This is a genomic window from Ochrobactrum sp. A-1 (genome assembly GCF_022488005.1).
Taxonomy (GTDB): domain Bacteria; phylum Pseudomonadota; class Alphaproteobacteria; order Rhizobiales; family Rhizobiaceae; genus Brucella.
Map to the genome: position 1 here is coordinate 138,314 of NZ_JAKVQC010000009.1, position 21,914 is coordinate 160,227.

Below are 21,914 nucleotides of genomic sequence, written 5' to 3' on the forward strand. Positions count from 1 at the left end.
TTATATGCTGCCTATTGCAGGACGCGGCGGCATTGAGACGACGGTTGATCAGACTCTGATGCGCGGGTTGGATACCGCAGGACCGTGGTTCGTCTCGGGCCTTCCTCTGTCTCACGTTAACGCGTGTTGCCATTTTTCAGGCTCGCAGAATCACAACGAGGGTTGCCCTGACCGGCCGCCGCGCCCAACAATAGGCAGTGTGATGGAAGTAAACTTTTCTCCTTCTTCGTGTTGAGCCGTTCTTTGTCAGGCGGCTTTTGTTGACGTGATAGGAATGGTCGTTGCGATCGCCCAGACGAAAGCAGCAAGCTCACGTGCGATGGCAACGATGACGATATTGGTGGGGCGACCACTGGCTTGCATACGCCGGTATCGCTGGCATAGTCGCACTTGCGCCTTCCAGGCGATTGCCCTGATATTTTCAGGCAACCCCTCGCTTCGCTTCAGAATTTCCAGGCCGACACGCGCGGGTAATCTATAGGTCCATGCGCCTTCGACCAGCATCCGTCGTGCGCGGGTGTTACCCGCCTTGGTAATGGACCCACGCATCACGCTTGCGCCTGTGGAATGCTCCTTGGGAACCAGTCCCAGCCAGGCCATGAACTGACGTGGGTTGCTAAAGCGCCGAAAGTCACCGATCTCCGAGACCAGGGTCAGCGCTGAGATCTGTGCGACACCGCGCAAGGCCTGGATCGCTTCCACCACCGGGTTGAGTGACCAGTCCGGCAAGAACGCCAGCATCTGTTGGGTCAACCGTTCACGCCGTTCCTCGATTTGCTCGATGGCACGAATATATTCTTCCATGGCGATTTGCTGCGCCCGGTGATCGAACCGCTGGGTCGCCAGCCAGTTTCGATGTGCTTTTGTCCAATGAGACCGGCCCTCGAAGACCCGGCCGTGGCGGAGCAAAAATGACAAGAGATGCTGGCGTGCCCGTCGCAAATCAGAGACCGCCGTTTCCCTCGCCCGGCAAAGATCGCGCATGGCCTCATGCGTCTCGTCGGGAACCCAGATGGATGACAGCTCACCGGCGCGCAACAAAGCAGCTAACGCCACCGCATCGCGGCGATCCGTTTTGATCTGAAGCCCCGGACGCGTTGGAATGAGCGACGGTGCGACGACAAGGCATTCGTGGCCGAGACCTGAAAGCTGGCGATACAATCCATAACCCGTCGGGCCGGCCTCGTAGCAAAAGCACAGGCGCCCGTGACGCCCAGCCAGCTTGTCGACAAATTTGCGCACCGCATCAGCGCGGTTGGCGATCTCGCCATAGTAGCGTACCTCCCCCTTGCGGCCCGCTTCAGCAAGGCCAACGGCAATTTTTTCCTTGCTCACATCCAAACCAACGTAAAGTGCAGTATCATCGACCACGGCTCGTCTCCTATGTTTGAGGCTCTGGCTGCAAAGCTAACCCTCGTTGCCAACATATTGCGAGACGAGCCACTATGCAGACCAGGGACATGGGGTCTCACTGGGTCATGTTGAAGAAACCTGCTCCCGAACAGACGGCTCTCGAGATGGTGACGCTCGACAGCCTGGTGCCCAAGGATCATCTGCTTCGCAAGATCGATGCGGTGATAGACTTCTCCTTTATCCATGATCGGGTTGCGGGGCTTTATTGCGCCGACAACGGTCGTCCGCCGCTCGACCCGACCTTGATGTTCAAGGCGCTGTTCATCGGCTACCTGTTCGGCATCCGCTCGGAACGTCAGCTGGCGCGCGAGATCGAGGTGAATGTCGCCTATCGCTGGTTTCTGAGGATGAAGTTGACCGATGGCGTGTTCGATGCCTCGACGCTTTCCCAGAACCGCCGCCGGCGCTTCAACGACACTTCGGTCGCCCAGAACATTTTTGACCATATCGTCGAGCAGACGGTAGATCACGGTCTGGTCGACGGTACGGTTCTCTATACCGACTCGACGCATCTGAAAGCCAATGCCAACAAGGGCAAATACGATCTGGAGATGGTGGCCAAGTCGCGCTCCGACTACTGGGCCGATCTCGACCTGGCGATCGAAGCCGAGCGGGTGTTGCACGGCCAGAAGCCATTGAAGGAAAAGGAGCGCGAAGCCGAGGTCAAGCAGACCAAGGTCAGCCGAACCGATCCCGACAGCGGCTACATGGTACGCGACGGCAAGCCGAAGGGCTTCTTCTATCTGGATCACCGCACGGTGGATGGCCGTCTTGCGATCATCACCGACACCCATGCGACGCCGGCCAACGTGCATGACAGTATCGTCTATCTCGACCGGCTGGACCGCCAGCGTGAGCGGTTCGGCTTCGACGTCGGTGCTGTCGGGCTGGATGCCGGCTATGCGACGGCCGGTATCGCCAAAGGCCTGGAGAACAGGGATATTCTCGTTGTTACCGGCTACCGCAATCCGACCTCACCCAGAGCCGGCATGATGCGTAAGTCGAAGTTCGTCCATGACAGCGAACAGGACGGCTATCGTTGCCCGCAAGGCCAGCTTCTCACCTACGCCACCACCGACCGCAACGGCTACAGGCACTATACATCCGACCCCACCATCTGTGGCGGCTGCCCGCTTCTGGCGTCGTGCACATCCAACAGCAAGGCGGTGCGCACCATCACCCGTCATGTCTGGGCCGATGCCCGCCAGCGCATCGATAGCCATCGCCTCACCACCTGGGGCAAAGCGATCTACAAGCGCCGCAAGGAGACCGTCGAACGTTCCTTCGCCGATGCCAAGCAACTGCATGGCCACCGCTATGCCGCCTCCGAAGTCTCGTGCGCGTCCAATGCCAGTGCCTGCTGGCCGCAGCCGCCCAGAACATCAAGAAGATCGCAATCGCCCTCACCAAGGCCAGCCAACCAAGCCCCACATGAGAAAAGGGGCATCTGAACGGCCTGGTCAAAACAGCCGATCCATCTCGCAGCTCAACACAAAATAAAACCCCGCCAAAAAAATGACGGGGTTTGTCAGCGGTCTGAGGCCGCTTGAAGCGGCCTTTTTTCGTTTCAATCAACAAATCTCAAACAGGCCTGCTGCGCCCATGCCGCCGCCAACGCACATGGTCACAACCACATAACGTCCATTGCGCCGCTTGCCTTCGATGAGGACATGCCCTGTCATACGCGCACCCGACATTCCGTAAGGATGGCCAATCGAAATAGCGCCGCCATTCACGTTGAGCTTCTCATTGTCGATACCAAGCTTATAGCGGCAATAAAGCACCTGTGCTGCGAAGGCCTCGTTCAGCTCCCACAGATCGATATCATCGACCGTCAGGCCATGCTGCTTTAGCAGCTTTGGCACGGCATAAACCGGACCAATGCCCATCTCGTCGGGCTCGCATCCCGCAACGGCCATCCCGCGACAAATACCGAGCGGAGACAGGCCACGCTTTTCCGCTTCCTTCGCTTCCATCAGCACGGACGCGGAAGCACCGTCCGACAGCTGCGAGGCGTTACCTGCGGTAATAAAGCCACCCTGCGATATTGTTTGCCCCCCGGAAAAGACCGGCTTCAACCCGCGCAAGCCTTCCAGTGTGGTTTCGGGGCGATTACCTTCGTCCATGGCCAGCTCAACGGTTTTCGCGGAGACCTCGCCCGTAGCCTTGTCCTTGACAAGCATCGTGGATTGGATCGGGACAATCTCGGCGTTCAGGCGGCCTGCGGCCTGTGCAGCCGCAGTGCGCTGCTGCGATTGCAGCGCATATTCATCCTGCGCCTCGCGCGATATACCATACCGCGCCGAAACGATCTCCGCCGTCTCGATCATGCTCATATAGGTGGCGGGCAGATGCTCCGTCAGCCAGGGATCACGCCAGCGATAGACGTTCATATGCTCGTTCTGCACGAGCGAGATCTGCTCCACGCCACCGCCAATGGCAATCGTCATACCATCGCCGGTGATCTGCTTGGCGGCTGTTGCGATAGCCATCAGCCCCGACGCGCATTGACGATCCATCGACTGGCCAGGAACTGAAACCGGAAGGCCAGCCCGCAACAAGGACGTGCGGGCGATATTCATGTGGGTCGTGCCTTGCTGAAGCGCAGCACCGAGAACCACATCCTCTACTTCCGCGCCATCAATGCCCGCGCGCTTGACGGCAGCGGCAATCGCATGGCCAGCCAGCGCTGGCGCAGTCGTGTCGTTGAAGGCTCCACGATAGGCTTTGCCAATCGGTGTGCGCGCAGTTGATACGATTACAGCTTCTCTCATCAGAGCTCCTCCACTGACGCTGGAACGTAAAGCCTTTCAGCTAATTCTCTCAGTTCCGGGGTCAGCGGAACAGGCCGTCGCGTGTCTCGGTCTACATAGACATGCACATATTCACTTACAGCAGCGGTCAGCTCTTCGCTATCCTTGAAGATGCCAAATCCCCACAGCAGACTGGTATTGCCGATATGCTCGACACGAACCCCGACAACGACATTGTCAGGATAGGAAATCTCGGAGAAATAATTCGTTGAATTGCGTGCAACGATACCAATGGGGCTGGAGCCATTCAGCTCCAGAGCACCAGACGCAATAAGCGACCGGTTCAATGCTGCATCGCAATATTGCATATAGACCACATTGTTGACGTGGCCATAAATGTCCATATCGCTCCAGCGCGTCTGCATCTTGTAGAACTCCCGGTAGCCTGACCGGGGTTCAGCCTTCGGGCGCGCTTTGGAGGCCGTCATTCGATAACCTCATTAGCACGCGACGTCGCGATGATGCGATCCACATGCGCCAAACCAGCGTCAGTCTCGATGAAATTGGTCATGTCGTCAATCTTTGTGAACGCAGCAGCAACGGCTTCCGGTGTCCGCTCGCTTTTCGGCAGATAAACGCCTTCACTTTCCACAATCGCCATACGGGCCACAGTTCCGGCCCCTGCCAGAAGCACTGTGCGGCTTGGCGCCTGTTCGCTGACAAGGAAGAGAGCAGCGGGAACGACATTTTCAGGTGCGAGACGCACCAGCATTTCTTCATCCAGCACGTCACCGGTCATGCGCGTTGCAGCCGTGGGCGCAATTGCATTGACATGGATGTCGTATTTGTCGCCTTCAAAATGCAACACATTCATCAGGCCGACGAGTCCCGCCTTGGCCGCACCATAGTTGGACTGGCCGAAATTCCCATAAACGCCCGACGTGGAAGTCGTCATCAGGATGCGGCCATAGTTCTGGCCTTTCATGATGTCCCACACAGCGCGACTGGCATTGGCCGAGCCAATAAGGTGCACGTCTACCACGGCGCCAAAATCGCACATTTCCATTTTCGCAAAGCTCTTGTCGCGCAAAATCCCGGCATTGTTGATGAGAATATCAATGCGACCGAATTCTTCGACCGTGTGCTTCGCCAGCGCCTGCATGTCTTCGAACTTCGTGACGTTGCCAGCGTCGGCAATGGCGACACCGCCCTTGGATCGAATTTCCGCAACGACCTTTTCGGCTGCCTCCGATGCCCCGCCGGTGCCGTCGCGGCTGCCACCGAAATCGTTCACGACGACCTTTGCGCCGCGCGCTGCCAGTTCGAGGGCATAAGCGCGCCCAAGCCCGCCGCCTGCACCCGTTACAATTACAACACGATTTTCAAAAGAAATGGCCATGTGATCTTCAACCTACTGTCAGTATGAGCCAGTCAGCGGCGAGTGCTGGCTTGGTTTCGTCTTTGATTTCAACAGTCGCTCCAAGGATCTGGAGCTGGCCATTGCCCTTCGGCTGAACAGATTTCGAATTGAACGCACCACGAATGAAAGAACCCACCTTCACCGGCGCGAGAAAGCGGACTTTGTCGAAGCCATAATTGATTTCAACCGTACCCGCGGCAACCTCCGGCAAAACCTCACGACTGAGCTTGGTCAACAGGCCAAGCACGAGAAAACCGTGTGCAATAGTGCCACCAAAAACACTTTCCGTCGCTGCGCGTTCCGGGTCTGTGTGAATGAATTGATGATCATCGATCACGTCCGCAAACCGATCCACAAGCTGTTGATCGATCTTGATCCAGTCCGAGTACAGGAGCTGGCGTTCTGCGTTTGCAATGAGTGCTGACGCAGCAGAATTAGGGCTAATTTCCAAAATTACATCCTCCAGGCGTCGAGAAATGGACTGTAGCCGCATTAATCAACAACATACTGAGTAGTATGCACTTGAACATGGCTTTGTCTAGTGGCATTTTGGCATCGAAATTTGCTAGGCTAGGCTGCCGCTTACCTATGCATAAATCGGAGTAGAAGATGGCTGACAGCCGCCGAAATAACCGAACGGACAGTACCGGAAATGTCTTAATCCTGGAAACCGCCGCTCAGTGCTTCATGGAGCAAGGCTTCGCCACAACAAGCATCGATGATGTGGCGCGCAGGATGGGTTCGACCAAAGGGCGCATTTATCACTACTACTCATCGAAGACGGATTTGTTCTTCGACGTGCATCGTGAAGGTATGGATCGACTGTTCAAGGCTGTCGAACCGGTCATGACGATGAACGGCTCGGGCCTGCACCGACTTGAGGAGATGCTCATGGCGCATGCGCTAGCCATGATGACCAACGTCGCTTTCGAAGCCGTGGTGGTGCAAGGCGTCCATATGCACAAACTGGCGGCAACCACGCCAGATCAACGCCGCACACTCAACGAGCTTATTTCCATCCGACGCCGGTTCGAGGATTTGTTCAAGCAGATAATTCGCGACGGGATCGATGACGGCAGTATTCGGGAGGTCGATGTATCGATAGCTGCCAAAGCCGTACTCGGCGCGATCAACTGGTTGTCCATCTGGTATCAGCCGAGAAGCATTCAAACTGAGAACGACAAAATTGCCTTGGCCAAAGAGATCGTGAATATCCAGATAAATGGGCTTCGTCCATCCAACTAGCTGTGAGCTTTCAAGAGGTTGTCCATTTGGAGCGGATTTAGGAGACTGAAGGGTAGCGTCGCCTTAACATTTGCGGGGGTATTTGCGGACATTAGCCCGACCCGGTGTTGTCACGTTAACTGGGCTGCAGTTGCCTGCCTGACGGTTTGGGCGTAAATTTTGGCGATGCAGACATCAGATATCATCTTCAAGCGTCACCGTTTTCCGCCACAGATCGTTGCTCATGCGGTGTGGCTTTATCTGCGGTTCAACCTTAGTCTGCGTGAAGTTGAAGAAATGCTGCTTGAGCGTGGAATCGACGTATCATACGAGACAGTTCGTCGTTGGATCGCCAAGTTCGGCCCCCAGATCACACGCAACTTGCGGCGGCGTCAGGCGCGCCCCGGCGATGTTTGGTATTTGGACGAAGTGGTCGTCAAATGCGCTGGAGAAAAATTCTGGCTTTGGCGTGCGGTGGATCAACATGGCTCCGTTCTCGAAGAAATCTTGCAGAAGCGGCGTGATAAAAGGGCGGCAAAGCGATTGCTTGTGGCGTTAATGAAGCGCTATGGCTTTGCTCCCAAACGGATCATCACCGATAAGCTCCGCTCCTACGGTGCAGCAAAGGCAGAAGTGGCACCCGGCCTTGACCATTGGTCGCACAAGGGCCTCAATAATCGGGCCGAAAATAGCCATCTGCCGTTTAGGAAACGGGAGCGAACCATGCAAGGTCATCGGTCACCTGGAGCGTTGCAACGGTTCGTCTCCATGCACTCAGCGACCCGCAATTGTTTCTCTGTTCCATCTCGTCGCCGAGCCGCACACACAATTCGCTACCATCGCCTCGAAGCTTTCGATGCATGGAAAATTGCGGCCTGTTTCGCCTGAATATCTACGAGCCCCTGGCCTTTCCGGCCAGAGAAACTTAACGTGACAACACCTCTCAACAACATCCTTGAGCAGGATCACCGGTTTATCAAGCGAATTACCAAACCGATGATGGGCTTTAAGGCGTTTCATTCAGCCGCAGCGACAATCGCGGGCATAGAAGTGGCGCATATGATCCGTAAGAAGCAGTTCGCAAATGACAACCGCTCGCCATTTAAAGTCTTTGCGGAGCTCGCAGCATAATTGCGTCTGAAGATCTGGCCGCTTCTAACATCATGATAAATTTGCGACATAACCCCATCGAGGCGAATGCCGAAACCTGTCGCACCGCGGTAAGCGATGATGCGACTATAGTCGGGGATGAAATTTTGCTCCGGATATTCCGTGGTAATGCGACATTGCAGGGCATGGGTGTTGAGACGGATATTCTCTTGGCGCGGCACGCCTGATTCCGGTGTGCCTATGGCAGGCCCTACGAGAATCTTGATCTGCGCCTGCACGATATCGATGCCGGTCACCTGTTCGGTAACCGTGTGCTCGACCTGAATGCGCGGATTGACCTCGATGGAATAGAACCTTTCACTGTCGGCATCCATGAGGAATTCGACCGTGCCGGCACCGATATAGTAGGTCGCGTGCGCGATTTTCAGCGCATAGTCTGCCAGTTCCTGCCGCTTTGCATCGTCGAGATACGGTGCGGGTGCGCGCTCGACAACCTTCTGGTTACGGCGCTGGATCGAACAGTCCCGTTCAAACAGATGCACGGCATTGCCATGGGTATCGCCCAGTACCTGCACCTCGACGTGGCGGGCGCGCTCGACAAGCTTTTCCAGATAGACTTCGTCCGTGCCGAATGCAGCCTTGGCCTCGCGCTTGGCTTCGGTCACCTCGCGCGCCAGATCAGCCTCTGCGCGAATGACGCGCATACCGCCACCGCCGCCGCCCCAGGACGCCTTCAGCATCAGCGGATAGCCGACCTCTGCCGCAAGCCGTGCAACTTCTTTCATGTCGTCAGGCAAAGGCTCGGTCGCAGGGACAACTGGCACGCCGACCTCGACAGCCAGATTGCGCGCCGCCACCTTGTTCCCGAGACGGCGCATGGTTTCAGGCTTGGGGCCGATAAAGGTGATCCCAGCCTCTGCGCAGGCATCGGCGAATTCGGGGCTTTCGGAAAGCAGACCGTAGCCCGGGTGGATAGCGTAAGCCCCTGACATCTTGGCGATACGGATGACTTCGTTGATCGATAGATAGGCTTCGATAGGCCACAGTTCTTTGCCCAGATGTGGACCACGCCCGACCTGATAGGATTCATCTGCCTTAAAGCGGTGAAGCGCTTATTTGTCTTCTTCTACCCAGTCCACCACAGTCTTGATGCCAAGTTCATTGGCGGCACGGAATATGCGAATGGCAATTTCCGAACGATTAGCAACAAGCAGTTTGTTGATTTGGTTTGGGATTCTTTTTCCTGTGAGAAAGATCCGTTAAAGGCGATTGGATCGTTGAGAGCGAAACAGAATATTCTATCTGTGGAAGAAGAGGTGGCCAGTTCATTTAAGTTGAATTGAACTCGCCACCTCTTCTTTAAGAATTTCGTAGAAGAGTTGTGTCGCGATTGATCGGGGTCTCATTGTCGGCAAAACGATTGCTAAGTTCAAATTGATCTCTGGTTCGATCCTTCGCCATACGATACCCGAGGCCATGTAGTGTGAAGCGCTGTGTCGCAAAATTTTCATCACATTAAAGGCGGCCGTATCTCCGGACGCACTTATGCTGCGAGCTCCGCAAAGAGCTGGAATGGCGAGCGATTATTGTTGGCGAACTGCTTCTTGCGGATCATATGCGCCACTTCGATGCCAGCAATTGTTGCTGAAGCGCTGTGAAACGCCTTGAAGCCCAATGTGTGTTTTGTAATCCGCTTGATGAAGCGATGGTCCTGTTCAAGAATATTGTTGAGATATTTGACCTGAAGAATTTCGATCATTTTACCTGTACCGGTGATTTTCAGGATGTTGTTTACAGCCTGCGCACCAGCCAGATTGGCTCCGCTTTTATCAATGACAATCTTGTGCGGAATACCATTGCTTGCGATGGTTTTCATAAAGAAACGCCTTGCAGCGCCGAAATCTCGGCGCTCAGAGAGCATGAAATCAAGGGTTTGCCCCTCACGATCAACCGCTCGATACAAATACGTCCATTTCCCTTTGACCTTTATATAGGTCTCGTCAACACGCCATGAGCCAAGCGTTGTGCGTTTACGTTTTTGTGCCTGCGCAGCAATCTGCGGCGCGTAACGAACAACCCAACGGTTCAAGGTTGCATGGTCAACCTCGACACCACGTTCAGCCATAATCTCCTGCAGATCGCGATATGAAACTGAATAGCGGACATAGAAGAAAACGGCGTAAAGAATGACACTTTTCGGGAAGTGAGTACCTTTGAAATCCACCGCCATCCGCTTCCACCTCATTCAGTTAAATGCAACGATCCTGACATAGCTCAACAGAACTGAAAAATTTGCGACAAAACCCGGTCGCTCAGACCCGCAATCAATATGCGACCGCTGGCGACCTGGATACGCTGGAGCAGACGGGTTCGTCGCTGGCCTTGTACAATACCCTGTTGATGCTATCGGCTGATGAGGCGCGTGCGACCTTCGACAACCTTTCCGGTGAGGCTTACGCTTCCGCGAAAGGCGTACTGATCAACGACAGCCGGTTTATCCGCAATGCAGCCCTTGGTCGGTTGCAGCAGGCGTTTGGCGGCGCTCCAGCAACCCAGATCAATGCGCTGTCCTATGCCGGATCGCAGAGACATGTATCGGCTTCTGCCTCCGCTATTGATACCGTGGCCCCTGCCAGCATTGCTTCGGCTCAAAATCTCTATACCGCCTGGGGCTATGCCTATGGCGCATGGACGAGACAGGATAGCAATGGCAATGCGGGATCGGTAAAATCATCTGTTGGCGGCTTTGTCACCGGTATCGACGGTACTGTCCTCGACACATGGCGTCTCGGCCTTCTCGCCGGCTACAGCCATTCCAGTTTCGATATGGATGATCGTGCTTCATCGGGCAGCAGCGATAATTACACCCTCGGTGCCTATGCGGGAACCGAATGGACACTTGATAATGGTCATGCCCTGGCATTTCGATCCGGTCTCGCCTATACATGGCATAATATCGACATGAACCGTTCTGTCGCTTTCCCCGGCTTTGCCGACAATTTGACCGGTGATTACGATGCGGGTAGTTTCCAGGTCTTCGGCGAGCTTGGCTATAAAATCCACTATGGCAATGCGCTGTTCGAGCCTTATGCGGGTCTTGCCTATGTTCGTCTAAAGACCGACGGATTTGATGAAAAGGGCCAGACCGCAGCATCGCTATCCGCTCATTCCGGTAAGACAGATACCAGCTTCTCGACACTCGGCCTTCGCGCGTCAACAGAGTTTGTTCTGGGCGGCATCACGGCAACGGCACGGACCGATCTTGGCTGGCGACACGCCTATGGCGACATCACGCCGGTTTCCACCGCGAGCTTCATCGGCTCGGACGCCTTCACAGTCTTCGGGCTTCCGATTGCCGAAAATGCCGCTCTCATAGAAGCAGGGCTTGATTTCAAGCTGACCGAAGACGCCACACTCGGTTTCTCCTATAACGGCCAGTTTGCTTCCGGCGCGAAGCAGAATGGATTCAATGCCAAGCTCAGCGTCAGTTTCTGATTAATATCCAGATCGGGCGTATATGAGGGAATTGTTGCGTCGGGCAAAATGTTGCTACGTGTGGCAATTATATGCATCGAAGCCAACACTCACAGCTATTTGGGTGGTTAGGCGGTCAAAGTCAATTCTAGCTGGGTTGTATCCAACCCGCACCGTAGTAGCCAAGATAGAGAATCATTGCACGAAAAAGCCCGCCACAGCTTATGCCGAACGGGCTCGATCACTCAAATTGAGGTGTGGCGCTCAATGGCAGTGATAAACGCCTGTCTTGTGGTTCGTGTGGCACCCATTCGCATCGGTTCCACCGCCATGGGCGAACGCTGATCCTGTGGTTATTATTACCACAAATATCCCGATTAGAATCTTACGCATAAAAGCCTCCCGTATTGTTAAGTTGCATCGTAATATTATATGCAACCTCGACGAAGGCAATTGTCTGTGATTGATCGCAACAAAAAAAAGCCGAATATCACCGCGCTCAGCAAAAATCAGTTAACGCAATGCCATCCGTCCACCACATCAAGTCCAATAGGATAGATTGACAAACTTAACGCAACAACAACTGCCATCTTGTTCATACGCCAATCCCTGCAGTCAAGAGCATCTCAATTTCTCTCGGCGGCACTGGCCTGGAGAAAAGGTAGCCTTGACCGAGATTACATCCTAGTTTTTTAAGAGTACGGGCTTGTTCATCGGTTTCTATGCCCTCGACGACAACCTTCTTGTGGAGTCTTCGCCCAATCTGCAAGATCGCTTCAATAATGATTGAACCGGAGCCAGTATCATCGAGGCGGCTGACGAAGGATTTGTCGATTTTGATGATGTCGACCGGAACCGTCATAAGATGTGTGAGGGAAGCAAATCCCGTGCCGAAATCATCCAGGGCAACTAACATTCCCCGCTTGCGCAACGCTTCGACCGTCTTGACCACCACGCCCTCCTTGTCCATGAATACCGCCTCGTTCACTTCAAGAACGATGTGATCTAGAGACACGCCGGCTTTGCCTAGGCACCGCACAATTCTCTCTTCAAGATTGCCTCGAAGGAAGTCTGCGGTTGTTATATTTACGCCAACGTGCTTGAAAGGAATTCCTGCATCAAGCCAACCACGAATGTCAGTCGCGACATGCGACAACACACACCCAGTGATCTGATATGAAATTTGTGGGTCGACAAAGGCTGTCGAGAATGCGCTAGCCGGAACGATCCGATTATCCCGTGTTATTATTCGCGCCAACCCCTCCAAGCCTATGATTTCATTCGAATCTAATTCTACGATGGGTTGATAGTGAGCCAATACTCGGTGCTCAGCCAAGGCTCGATCAACTTTACGTAAGGTATTGACGCGATGGGTGATTGATGTCCGTAGCTTCTGATCGAATTCTACAAAGCCACCACGATTTGTTTCCTTGGCGTGACAAAGGGCAAGGTCAGTGTTTTGGCACAGGATATTAGCATCCAATCCATGAACGCCAAAGCGTGCACCGCCTATAGTAATGTTATGCGTGACACTGGTGTCGCCGAATTTCACGATCCCATCGGTTTGGCACAATATTTGGTGGGCCGCATCCTGCAGGGAATCCGACGAGTTGCAACCGTCAATGATAATAGCAAACTCATCGCCTCCCCACCGGCAGGTGAAAAAGCGTTCGTCAACTGAACTAATCCGTCTCGCAACGCTACTTATAAGCATGTCGCCGAAAACATGGCCCATCGTATCGTTGACGCTTTTGAGATCATTTATATCCGCGAACAAAAGGCCAAAGGGAAGTTGCGTCGCAACTCTTTGATGTATTAACTCGTTAAAGTATCGTCGATTAAAAAGTCCAGTCAGTTCGTCATAAGAAATAAGTTGGCGGTTGCGATCCTGTAGTGCCTCATGCTCAATTGCGATTGAGCATACGTGCGTACACGTCTCAACGATTCGCTCCTCGACCTCGCTTGGTCCCCGGATTGCTTTATAGTAGAACGCGAACGTTCCAACCACACGGCCGTCGCGAGTCTTAATTGGACTGGACCAACATGCTTTTAATCCATACGGGAGGGCCAATTTTTTTGAATCTTCCCAGAGTGGATCCGTAGCGATATCGGTGACAACGACAGGCTCCCCCCGAAACGCGGCCGTCCCACAAGACCCTTGGGACGGACCGATAGCCAAACCCTCAAGCGTTGACGAATACTCCGTTGGTAGACTGGGGCCTGCGAGAGGACGCAGTGTTCCGGCCAGATCTACCAACAGGATAGAGCCTGTTACACCGGGCGAAAGGACTTCAACTCGACGGCACAAGAGGTCGCCGACATCTTTAATAGCTGCACCGTAGGCCACGGCTTCCAGAATTTCATTTTGAATACGAAGTAACGCATCACTAAGAACAAAACCCATTTACATCCCTCGTCGCATCCTTCATAAATACTCCCACAATCGAACTTCGCCATCGCAGTTGTAAAGCATAATCTCCGTGGGCGTATCGAACTGGAGCCATTTCAATACTGAGCCCACCGAGCATGATTTGTCGAGGCCTTATTGCATGGTTCAGTGTGAGGTCGCCATTCCCCCGATCCCAGACAACATTTATAATGGGTGGCATCGCCCTAGAGCCGAACTGTCCGACATCAGCGCCTTTGAGACAAAACTGGTTTAATTAAGAAGAGAGGATTTTTGGCTCATCATAGCTTTATCAAAGGACGCAAAGATGAGACAGAAACCCGTTCCCCAAACGTCTTCTGCGGAGAGGACGATCAAAGATATCCGTCGTGCCACGCGTAAACTGTCCGACATCAGCGCCTTTGAGACAAAACTGGTTTAATTAAGAAGAGAGGATTTTTGGCTCATCATAGCTTTATCAAAGGACGCAAAGATGAGACAGAAACCCGTTCCCCAAACGTCTTCTGCGGAGAGGACGATCAAAGATATCCGTCGTGCCACGCGTAAACATTATTCGGCCGAGGATAAAATCCGTATTGTTCTGGAAGGTCTGCGCGGGGAAGACAGCATTGCTGCGATCTGCCGCCGTGAGGGGATCGCCGAGAGCCTTTATTATAGCTGGTCGAAAGAATTCCTCGAGGCAGGCAAGAAGCGTCTTGCAGGCGACACCGCCCGTTCTGCCACCAGCGACGAAGTAAAAGCGCTGCGTCGTGAAAGCCGTGACCTGAAGGAGGCGCTGGCCGACGTCACCCTGGAAAACCGCCTGCTCAAAAAAAGCATGATCGGGGATGGGGGCGACGACGAATGAGATATCCCGCCTCCGAAAAGCATGAGATCATCCGGCTTGTCGAGCAGTCGCATTTGTCAGCCAGGCAGACGCTGGAAAAGCTGGGCATTCCAAGGCCGACCTTCTATCGATGGTATGATCGCTTCCAGACCTACGGTGTCGAGGGGCTGGAAGACCGGACGTCCGCACCTTCGCGGGTGTGGAATCGTATCCCTGACGATATCCGGGATCGCATCATCGCACTGGCGCTCGATCATGCCGACCTGTCACCGCGTGAACTGGCGGTGAAGTTCACTGATACGGAAAGTTATTTTGTATCAGAGGCTTCGGTCTATCGCTTACTCAAGGCTCACGACCTGATCACGTCGCCAGCCTATATTGTCATCAAGGCCAATGACGAGTTCAAGGACAAGACCACGAGGCCGAACGAGATGTGGCAAACCGACTTCACCTACCTGAAGGTCATCGGCTGGGGATGGTTTTACCTATCGACCATCCTCGATGACTACTCCCGCTACATCATCGCCTGGAAGCTGTGCACCAGCATGAAGGTGGATGACGTCACCGATACACTCGATCTTGCATTGGCCGCCTCAGGCTGTGACAAGGTCAAGGTTGAGCACCGGCCGCGTCTGCTGTCGGACAACGGTTCGTGTTACGTCGCCTCCGATCTCGGCGAATGGCTGGAGAAATACAAGATCGACCAGGTTCACGGCGCTCCCGGCCACCCGCAGACGCAAGGGAAAATCGAACGCTGGCACCAGACGCTGAAGAACCGCATCCTGCTTGAAAACTACTTCTTCAAGGAGGACCTCGAAGCCCAGATTGCAGCCTTCGTTGAGCATTACAATCATCGCCGTTACCATGAGAGCCTCGACAATCTCACTCCCGCCGACGTCTACTTCGGACGCGGACAGACCATCCTGCTCGAACGCGAAAGGATCAAACGAGACACGATCAAAAAACGCCGCTTGAACCACCAAGCCAAAGCCGCTTAAATCAAACCCCAAACCGAGCCGGAAACTCCAATCTTCAAAAGCACAAATAGTCTCAAATCATTCGACGACGGACACGCCACAGGAGATCGGCTACCTTCTCAAGCTCTCCGCCGACCTCAAGACTGCGAAGTACACGGGGACCGAGGTTCCGACGCTCAGAGGCAAGGAGATCGCACTGATCTTTGAGAAGGACAGTACCCGCACCCGCGTCGGCTTCGAGGTGGCGGCGCATGATCAGGGTGCGACCGTGACCTATCTGGGCCCGTCCGGAAACCACATGGGCCATAAGGAGACAGTCAAGGACACAGCCCGCGTTCTGGGTCGTGTCTATGATGCGATTGAGTACCGTGGTTTCGGACAGGAGGTCGTGCAGACTCTGGCGCAATGGTCCGGCGTGCCGGTGTACAACGGATTGACTGACGAGTTCCATCCAACCCAGATTCTTGCGGATTTCCTGACTATGCAGGAACATGCCGAAAAGCCATTGCGCGAGGTGGCTTATTGCTTCCTCGGCGATGCGCGCAACAACATGGGTGACAGCCTGCTGATCGGCGGTGCCAAGATGGGCATGGATGTGCGACTTTGCGCACCCCGCACGCTCTGGCCCACGACAGAGATCCAGGACTATGCAAAGGCGGTCGCCAATGACACTGGCGCGCGGATCACTTTGACCGATTCCATCGACGAAGGCGTAAAGGGCGCGGATTTCGTCTATACAGATGTCTGGCTTTCGATGGGCGAAGCCAAGGAGAAGTGGGCCGACCGCATCGCACTGCTAATGCCCTATCAGGTCAACGCCGATGTGATGAAGAAGACCGGCAACCCGCGCACCAGGTTCATGCATTGCTTGCCCGCGTTCCACAACACCGAAACGACGGTCGGCCAACAGATCAAGGACGAGTTCGGCCTCGACTGTATGGAAGTAACCGAGGAGGTCTTTGAAAGCCCGGCCTCAATCGTCTTCGATCAGGCCGAGAACCGGCTGCACACGATCAAGGCGGTTCTGGTCGCCACTCTAGGGGGCTGAGTATGTTAGTCGTGGCTGCACTTGGCGGGAATGCGCTTCTCAGGCGCGGGGAGCCTCTTACTGCGGACAACCAGCGGGCCAATGTCCGCCAGGCCGCGCGTGCGCTGGCCCGCCTCGTCGAGGCGGGGCACCGGCTGGTCATCACGCACGGGAACGGTCCGCAGGTCGGACTACTGGCGCTTCAGGGTGCGGCCTACAAGCCCGACGAAGCCTATCCACTGGATGTACTCGGGGCCGAGACTGGCGGCATGATCGGCTACATGATCGAACAGGAGTTGGAGAACGCACTGGGCCACAGGCGGCCTGTCGCCACGCTCCTGACCCAAGTGATCGTGGACGCGGACGACCCAGCCTTTCATAAGCCCACTAAGTTCATCGGCCCGGTCTATGAGCGCGCCGAAGCCGAGGCTCGCGCCAAGGCCTTCGGCTGGACCATCGCGCCGGATGGCGACAAGTGGCGCCGTGTCGTGCCCTCGCCTATGCCGAAAGAGATCCCCGACATTCGTGTGCTACAGCTCTTGCTGGACCGGGAAGTGATCGTGATCTGCACCGGAGGTGGTGGCATTCCGGTGCTTCGGCAGCGTGATGGATGCATGAGCGGCATCGAGGCGGTGATCGACAAGGACGCCGCCAGTGCGCTACTCGCGCAGCAACTGGATGCCGATGCCCTTCTGCTTTTGACCGATGTGGACGCGGTCTATCGCGATTTCGGCACCCCGACCGAAGCAGCGATCGCCTCGCTGGCCCCCGACGAGGCACGCGTACTCGATCTTCCTGCCGGATCTATGGGACCGAAGATGACGGCTGCGGCAAACTTTGCGGATCAGGGTGGGCTGGCGGGTATCGGCCGGCTTGATCAGGCTGTGGAAATTCTGGAACAGCGCGCTGGCACATGCGTCCGGAATTGACATTGTGGTCTAATCTAAGCTCGACTTTGTACATTATGCAGCGAAGCAAAGTGCCTGCGCCATGCGCTTGATGCGGCCGGGTGGTATTTTAGGTATATCCCGGTTCGACGGGGACTGTCGATAAATCTCGTGCTCCCATAAACCATGCGAACTGCGCCGATGGTGTTGTCACGTTAACTGGGCTACAGTTGCCTGCCTGACGGTTTGGGCGTAAATTTTGGCGATGCAGACATCAGTTATCATCTTCAAGCGTCACCGTTTTCCGCCACAGATTATTGCTCATGCGGTGTGGCTTTATCTGCGGTTCAACCTTAGTCTGCGTGAAGTTGAGGAAATGCTGCTTGAGCGTGGAATCGACGTATCATACGAGACAGTGGTGTTGTCACGTTAAGTTTCTCTGGCCGGAAAGGCCAGGGGCTCGTAGATATTCAGGCGAAACAGGCCGCAATTTTCCATGCATCGAAAGCTTCGAGGCGATGGTAGCGAATTGTGTGTGCGGCTCGGCGACGAGATGGAACAGAGAAACAATTGCGGGTCGCTGAGTGCATGGAGACGAACCGTTGCAACGCTCCAGGTGACCGATGACCTTGCATGGTTCGCTCCCGTTTCCTAAACGGCAGATGGCTATTTTCGGCCCGATTATTGAGGCCCTTGTGCGACCAATGGTCAAGGCCAGGTGCCACTTCTGCCTTTGCTGCACCGTAGGAGCGGAGCTTATCGGTGATGATCCGTTTGGGAGCAAAGCCATAGCGCTTCATTAACGCCACAAGCAATCGCTTTGCCGCCGGCACTGTAACGTTAACTTTGTTGTAAAGCTCAGCGGAGGATAAGATGGCATGCACGACCGTCGCTCCTCGCTTTACCATCGCCACCGCTTTCCGCCTGAGATTATTGCAGAGGCGGTGTGGCTGTATTTCCGGTTTCCGCTGAGCTTTCGCATGGTCGAAGACATGCTGGCATACCGAGGGATTATCGTCACCCACAAGACCGTGCGCGAATGGGCTGAAAAGTTTGGACGAGACTATGCCAATACAATCAGTCGCCGCGTGCCGCGCCTTGGCGACAAATGGCATCTCGATGAGGCTGTCGTGACAATCAACGGCGAACGGCACTTTCTGTGGCGCGCCGTTGATCAGGATGGCTTTGTGCTGGAAGTGCTGGTCCAGAAACGTCGCGATACCAGGGCTGCGAGGCGTTTCATTCGGAAGTTGCTGTCAGGTCAGGGCGCAGTTCCTCGCGTCATGGTCACTGATAAGCTCGGCTCATATGGTGCCGCCAACCGCGAGATCGGCCTCACGGTCTGTGATCATCGCCAGCATAAGGGCTTGAACAATCGGGCCGAGAATTCGCATCAACCCATAAGACGACGAGAACGGGTTATGAAGCGTTTCAAGTCAGCACGACACTTGCAGCGTTTCGCATCCATTCACGACCCGATCTACAATCTTCATCATTTTCCCCGCGACCGCTTCACCTCTGCCATTCACCGCGAACTGCGCCAAACCGCTAACACTGTCTGGCGCGATATCGCTGGCCTGTAATCCGCTTACAAACGGTACATCAAAGTCCAGGATATATCCGTAGGCAGGTTAACGTAACGGTGCCGTCCGGTTTGCTTATTGCGATACTGGGATTTGCGCTGCGTAGCAGCCTTGCCGATGTCTTCTCCGGCATCGCTCTTGGGATTGAAGCGCCTTACAGAATTGGAGACTGGATCTCCATCGACGATGTGACGCGCGGGCGTGTGATGGAAATAGGCTGGCGCACAACAAGCCTTTCAACGCGTGACAGCACCTATGTCATCCTACCCAACAGTCAGATCGCGCGCCAGAAACTGACAAACTACAGCGCCCCAAGGCAGCACTATCGGGCCCATGTTCAGGTACTTCTCAATCATGAAATATCGGTTGCAGATGCCAAGTTGCTTCTAACTCAAGCCGCGGCTGACAGTAATATCATAGCGGAAACACCTCGACCCGATGTGCGCGTGGCAGCCTATGAATCGGACGGGATTCGTTATCATGTGCGCTTCTGGGTCGGAAGCTTCACCGACGATATCGATTGCCGCGACGCCGTATTTACACAGATCGACAAAGCTTTACGTGCCCGCAATTTGCCGCTGCCGCTGACACGACTGCGTCTTGTGCGAAACGGGAACACAGGATTGCAGTAGAAGTTTCACATAGTTCGGCCCTTTAAATCAGAGATTGCGCTGGCACTTGGTCGAACTAATTGTCTTTGGGCTGCAATCGAATTCAATACAGGCAGTTTCGTTTCCAAACAGTCGTTCTCACCTAATGCCGAGATCGAATGGCTGCAAAACTCCAGAGTGGCAAAAAAATCGAGGCTTGGTCTTTGTTGGCGTCTCAATCCTACCGCAATGCACGTAGGGCATTCAGGATCACTGCGATGTCGATCACTTCCTGGGTGAACGCGCCTGCTACGGGTGGCAGAAGTCCAAAAGCTGCGATGATCATGGCAAGTATCGATAGTCCGAGACCGATCAGCACGCTTTGCAGCGCAATTCGCCTGGTACGGTGTGCAGATTGGATGGCCTTAATCAGATTGTCGAGCTTGTCGACGAGTAGCACCACATTGGCACTTTCTGAAGATGCAGCGGCGCCTCGTGCGCCCATCGCCACACCTACTGTCGCCGTCGCCAGTGCTGGCGCGTCATTGACACCGTCGCCAACCATCATGGTTGGGGCTTTCGAAGCTTCCTTGCGTACAATGTCGACTTTTTGTTCCGGGTTTAAATCACCATGCGCCTCATCAATTCCAAGCTTTTGTGCGACGGCATCAACAACATCAGATCGATCACCAGAGGCAAGCACGATGCGGTCAATGCCGACGGCATGGAAGGTTTCCAGCATGAGTGCGGCATCCGGCCTGATCTGGTCGGCAAGCACGATTATTCCTGCCAGTTCGTTGTTAACAGCGACAGCCACCACCGCCGATTCAGCGGGTACACCCTGGCGTAAATCGTAGGGATCGCCATGCTTGATATTGCTCCGAACGTATCGGCTTCCGCCAATTGTTACATGTTGCCCGTCGACCAGACCAGACACGCCCGTTCCGGCGGTCTCGCTCACATTGCTGGGGACGGACAGTACAAGACCACGCCCAAGAGCGTCGTCGACGAGAGCTTTGGCAATGACGTGACCCGACGCCTGATCGAGCGACGCTGCGAGGCGAAGCATGTCTTGTGCTTCCCAGCCATTCGTCACTCTCAGATCGATCACATGCGCTTGGCCAAACGTCAGGGTGCCGGTCTTATCCAGAACGGCTGTCTTGATCTTGGCCAGCGCTTCCAATGCGCCACCACTTTTGATCAATACGCCGAGTTTTGCAGAGCGGGACATGCCAGAAATAATGGCAACCGGTAGTGCCAGTATGAGCGGGCAGGGTGTCGCAACAACGAGGACTGCAAGTGCTCTGATGCGATCGCCAGACAGCCACCATGCGAGCCCCGCGATCAACAGGGTGAGGAGCAGGAACCAAACCGCAAAGCGGTCTGCGATGCGTACGCTTGGCGCTTTGCTTTCCTGCGCCTGACTGACTAACCGCACGATATTGGCATAGGTACTCTCAGCAGCCGGTCTGGTTGCGACGAGATCAAAGGCGTCGCCAAGATTGGTTGAGCCGCTCAGGATTTCGTCCTGCTCGGCCTTTTCTACAGACCTGCTTTCGCCGGTCAGGCTTGATTGGTCGAGAATGGCCGCTCGTGAGGCGAGCATACCGTCTACCGGAACCACCTCTCCGTGGCGAATGAGAACCCGTTCATCCGGCTGGATATCATCGACTGGAACCTCTTCCAGTTTTTCACCAGCATAGCGCATCGCCGTGTGGGCGACACGGCCCAACAGCGCTGTCATCTCCCGACGCGCGCGCCCCTCTGCGTAGCTCTCCAGAAGCTGCCCCCCGGAATACATCAACGCTACAACATTGCCAGCCAGCGGCTCGCCAAAGGCCAGTGCCGCGGCCATCGACAGAGCTGCTACCAGATCGAGTCCAACTTCGCCTTTTTGCAAGCTCGCTACGATGTCAATGGCAAGCGCTACCAGTACCGGAACGGTCGCCGCGAACCAAATACGATCACCCCAGATGCCAAATGCGGAAAACCAAGCGAGCGTTCCCGTTAACAGGCCGACTATCGCAATCGTTACAAGCATGGATCGAAGGGTAAAAATGGCTTGTGGACGAAGAAACTGCAAAGGACGTCCTTTCACGGAGGCGAGTCGAAAGCTTCAATGAACAATAAAGCATCCGCGGAGCATAAGAGGAAGAGAACCTGATGTTGGTCGCCAATATGTTTACTATGCACATTCCCGGTGACCACCGGCTTTTGCCGGCT

Annotated in this window: 18 protein-coding genes and 4 pseudogenes; 11 read left to right on the forward strand and 11 right to left on the reverse strand. The window is 54.9% G+C overall.

Annotated features, from left to right (window positions below; all coding sequences use genetic code 11):
• Nucleotides 1-246: 246 nt before the first annotated feature.
• Nucleotides 247-1,371, reverse strand: coding sequence for an IS110 family transposase (locus tag MKS82_RS27955; protein ID WP_240578566.1), 1,125 nt, complete (start codon nt 1,369-1,371; stop codon nt 247-249).
• A gap of 107 nt (nt 1,372-1,478) precedes the next feature.
• Between MKS82_RS27955 and MKS82_RS27960 the strand changes: the two genes are divergently transcribed.
• Nucleotides 1,479-2,848, forward strand: a protein-coding gene (locus tag MKS82_RS27960) for an IS1182 family transposase (RefSeq protein WP_125303020.1) whose coding sequence is annotated in 2 segments (ribosomal slippage) — nt 1,479-2,733 and nt 2,733-2,848 — 1,371 coding nt in all. Because the reading frame shifts where the segments join, the coding sequence is not laid out codon by codon here.
• A 136-nt stretch (nt 2,849-2,984) separates the two neighbouring features.
• Here MKS82_RS27960 and MKS82_RS27965 read toward each other — a convergent pair.
• The 4 genes from MKS82_RS27965 to MKS82_RS27980 are packed head-to-tail and all read right to left on the reverse strand — an operon-like array spanning nt 2,985 to nt 6,031.
• On the reverse strand, nt 2,985-4,187 hold the full coding sequence (locus tag MKS82_RS27965) for an acetyl-CoA C-acyltransferase (protein ID WP_125303023.1): 1,203 nt from the start codon (nt 4,185-4,187) through the stop codon (nt 2,985-2,987).
• Nucleotides 4,187-4,654 carry an acyl-CoA thioesterase gene (locus tag MKS82_RS27970; protein WP_125303025.1) on the reverse strand — a complete coding sequence of 156 codons (468 nt, stop codon included), beginning with the start codon at nt 4,652-4,654 and terminating at the stop codon, nt 4,187-4,189. Before MKS82_RS27970 ends, MKS82_RS27965 begins: the two co-directional genes overlap by 1 nt.
• The gene (locus MKS82_RS27975; RefSeq protein WP_125303028.1) at nt 4,651-5,565 is read right to left on the reverse strand and encodes an SDR family NAD(P)-dependent oxidoreductase; all 915 of its coding nucleotides are present in this window, start codon (nt 5,563-5,565) and stop codon (nt 4,651-4,653) included. Before MKS82_RS27975 ends, MKS82_RS27970 begins: the two co-directional genes overlap by 4 nt.
• 7 nt (nt 5,566-5,572) lie before the next feature.
• On the reverse strand, nt 5,573-6,031 hold the full coding sequence (locus MKS82_RS27980; RefSeq protein WP_235824489.1) for a MaoC family dehydratase: 459 nt from the start codon (nt 6,029-6,031) through the stop codon (nt 5,573-5,575).
• Between the two features lie 164 nt (nt 6,032-6,195).
• On the opposite strand from MKS82_RS27980, the gene MKS82_RS27985 reads away from it, so the two are divergent.
• The 3 genes and pseudogenes from MKS82_RS27985 to MKS82_RS27995 all read left to right on the forward strand — a co-directional run.
• Entirely contained in the window at nt 6,196-6,831 is a 636-nt protein-coding gene (locus MKS82_RS27985) for a TetR/AcrR family transcriptional regulator (RefSeq protein ID WP_125303034.1), read from the forward strand.
• Between the two features lie 165 nt (nt 6,832-6,996).
• The gene (locus tag MKS82_RS27990; protein WP_109365644.1) at nt 6,997-7,698 is read left to right on the forward strand and encodes an IS6 family transposase; all 702 of its coding nucleotides are present in this window, start codon (nt 6,997-6,999) and stop codon (nt 7,696-7,698) included.
• A gap of 54 nt (nt 7,699-7,752) precedes the next feature.
• A pseudogene (locus tag MKS82_RS27995) lies at nt 7,753-7,941 on the forward strand (DDE-type integrase/transposase/recombinase); the annotation flags it as partial.
• A 53-nt stretch (nt 7,942-7,994) separates the two neighbouring features.
• On the opposite strand, the pseudogene MKS82_RS28000 reads toward MKS82_RS27995, so the two are convergent.
• A pseudogene (locus MKS82_RS28000) lies at nt 7,995-9,155 on the reverse strand (ATP-binding protein); the annotation flags it as partial.
• A gap of 308 nt (nt 9,156-9,463) precedes the next feature.
• Complete coding sequence (locus tag MKS82_RS28005; RefSeq protein WP_139976359.1) at nt 9,464-10,150, reverse strand: IS6 family transposase; 687 nt, start codon at nt 10,148-10,150, stop codon at nt 9,464-9,466.
• A gap of 62 nt (nt 10,151-10,212) precedes the next feature.
• Between MKS82_RS28005 and MKS82_RS28010 the strand changes: the two genes are divergently transcribed.
• Nucleotides 10,213-11,415, forward strand: coding sequence for an autotransporter domain-containing protein (locus tag MKS82_RS28010; RefSeq protein WP_240579571.1), 1,203 nt, complete (start codon nt 10,213-10,215; stop codon nt 11,413-11,415).
• 243 nt (nt 11,416-11,658) lie between these two features.
• Here MKS82_RS28010 and MKS82_RS29730 read toward each other — a convergent pair whose 3' ends face one another.
• Both MKS82_RS29730 and MKS82_RS28015 read right to left on the reverse strand, forming a co-directional pair.
• Nucleotides 11,659-11,787 carry a YHYH domain-containing protein gene (locus tag MKS82_RS29730; RefSeq protein ID WP_151558913.1) on the reverse strand — a complete coding sequence of 43 codons (129 nt, stop codon included), beginning with the start codon at nt 11,785-11,787 and terminating at the stop codon, nt 11,659-11,661.
• 202 nt (nt 11,788-11,989) lie between these two features.
• The gene (locus MKS82_RS28015; RefSeq protein ID WP_151558911.1) at nt 11,990-13,798 is read right to left on the reverse strand and encodes a bifunctional diguanylate cyclase/phosphodiesterase; all 1,809 of its coding nucleotides are present in this window, start codon (nt 13,796-13,798) and stop codon (nt 11,990-11,992) included.
• Between the two features lie 475 nt (nt 13,799-14,273).
• Here MKS82_RS28015 and MKS82_RS28020 point away from each other — a divergent pair.
• The 4 genes and pseudogenes from MKS82_RS28020 to MKS82_RS28035 all read left to right on the forward strand — a co-directional run.
• A protein-coding gene (locus MKS82_RS28020; protein WP_151616775.1) for an IS3 family transposase occupies nt 14,274-15,625 on the forward strand; the annotation gives its coding sequence in 2 pieces (ribosomal slippage) (nt 14,274-14,610 and nt 14,610-15,625; 1,353 coding nt in all).
• 46 nt (nt 15,626-15,671) lie between these two features.
• Nucleotides 15,672-16,652 carry an ornithine carbamoyltransferase gene (argF, locus tag MKS82_RS28025; RefSeq protein WP_240579654.1) on the forward strand — a complete coding sequence of 327 codons (981 nt, stop codon included), beginning with the start codon at nt 15,672-15,674 and terminating at the stop codon, nt 16,650-16,652.
• Nucleotides 16,653-16,654: 2 nt separating this feature from the next.
• A complete protein-coding gene (gene arcC, locus MKS82_RS28030) occupies nt 16,655-17,560 on the forward strand; it encodes a carbamate kinase (RefSeq protein ID WP_109989838.1) in 906 nt (301 codons plus the stop codon).
• Nucleotides 17,561-17,783: 223 nt separating this feature from the next.
• A pseudogene (locus tag MKS82_RS28035) lies at nt 17,784-17,936 on the forward strand (IS6 family transposase); the annotation flags it as partial.
• 52 nt (nt 17,937-17,988) lie between these two features.
• Here MKS82_RS28035 and MKS82_RS28040 read toward each other — a convergent pair.
• A pseudogene (locus tag MKS82_RS28040) lies at nt 17,989-18,345 on the reverse strand (DDE-type integrase/transposase/recombinase); the annotation flags it as partial.
• A 51-nt stretch (nt 18,346-18,396) separates the two neighbouring features.
• Here MKS82_RS28040 and MKS82_RS28045 point away from each other — a divergent pair.
• On the forward strand, nt 18,397-19,101 hold the full coding sequence (locus tag MKS82_RS28045; RefSeq protein ID WP_138787541.1) for an IS6 family transposase: 705 nt from the start codon (nt 18,397-18,399) through the stop codon (nt 19,099-19,101).
• Between the two features lie 59 nt (nt 19,102-19,160).
• Entirely contained in the window at nt 19,161-19,733 is a 573-nt protein-coding gene (locus MKS82_RS28050) for a mechanosensitive ion channel family protein (RefSeq protein WP_240579572.1), read from the forward strand.
• Between the two features lie 199 nt (nt 19,734-19,932).
• On the opposite strand, the gene MKS82_RS28055 is transcribed toward MKS82_RS28050, so the two are convergent.
• Nucleotides 19,933-21,774 (reverse strand): heavy metal translocating P-type ATPase, encoded by a 1,842-nt coding sequence (locus MKS82_RS28055; RefSeq protein ID WP_240579573.1) that lies wholly within the window; start codon nt 21,772-21,774, stop codon nt 19,933-19,935.
• Nucleotides 21,775-21,914: the final 140 nt, after the last annotated feature.

What these genes read in the sequence shown, in the direction of transcription:
- MKS82_RS27965 (WP_125303023.1), bottom strand. Translation starts at nt 4,187, where the DNA reads ATGAGAGAAGCTGTAATCGTATCAACTGCGCGCACACCGATTGGCAAA.
- MKS82_RS27970 (WP_125303025.1), bottom strand. Translation starts at nt 4,654, where the DNA reads ATGACGGCCTCCAAAGCGCGCCCGAAGGCTGAACCCCGGTCAGGCTAC.
- MKS82_RS27975 (WP_125303028.1), bottom strand. Translation starts at nt 5,565, where the DNA reads ATGGCCATTTCTTTTGAAAATCGTGTTGTAATTGTAACGGGTGCAGGC.
- MKS82_RS27985 (WP_125303034.1), top strand. Translation starts at nt 6,196, where the DNA reads ATGGCTGACAGCCGCCGAAATAACCGAACGGACAGTACCGGAAATGTC.
- MKS82_RS27990 (WP_109365644.1), top strand. Translation starts at nt 6,997, where the DNA reads ATGCAGACATCAGATATCATCTTCAAGCGTCACCGTTTTCCGCCACAG.
- MKS82_RS28005 (WP_139976359.1), bottom strand. Translation starts at nt 10,150, where the DNA reads ATGGCGGTGGATTTCAAAGGTACTCACTTCCCGAAAAGTGTCATTCTT.
- MKS82_RS29730 (WP_151558913.1), bottom strand. Translation starts at nt 11,787, where the DNA reads ATGCGTAAGATTCTAATCGGGATATTTGTGGTAATAATAACCACAGGA.
- MKS82_RS28015 (WP_151558911.1), bottom strand. Translation starts at nt 13,798, where the DNA reads ATGGGTTTTGTTCTTAGTGATGCGTTACTTCGTATTCAAAATGAAATT.
- arcC (WP_109989838.1), top strand. Translation starts at nt 16,655, where the DNA reads ATGTTAGTCGTGGCTGCACTTGGCGGGAATGCGCTTCTCAGGCGCGGG.
- MKS82_RS28045 (WP_138787541.1), top strand. Translation starts at nt 18,397, where the DNA reads ATGCACGACCGTCGCTCCTCGCTTTACCATCGCCACCGCTTTCCGCCT.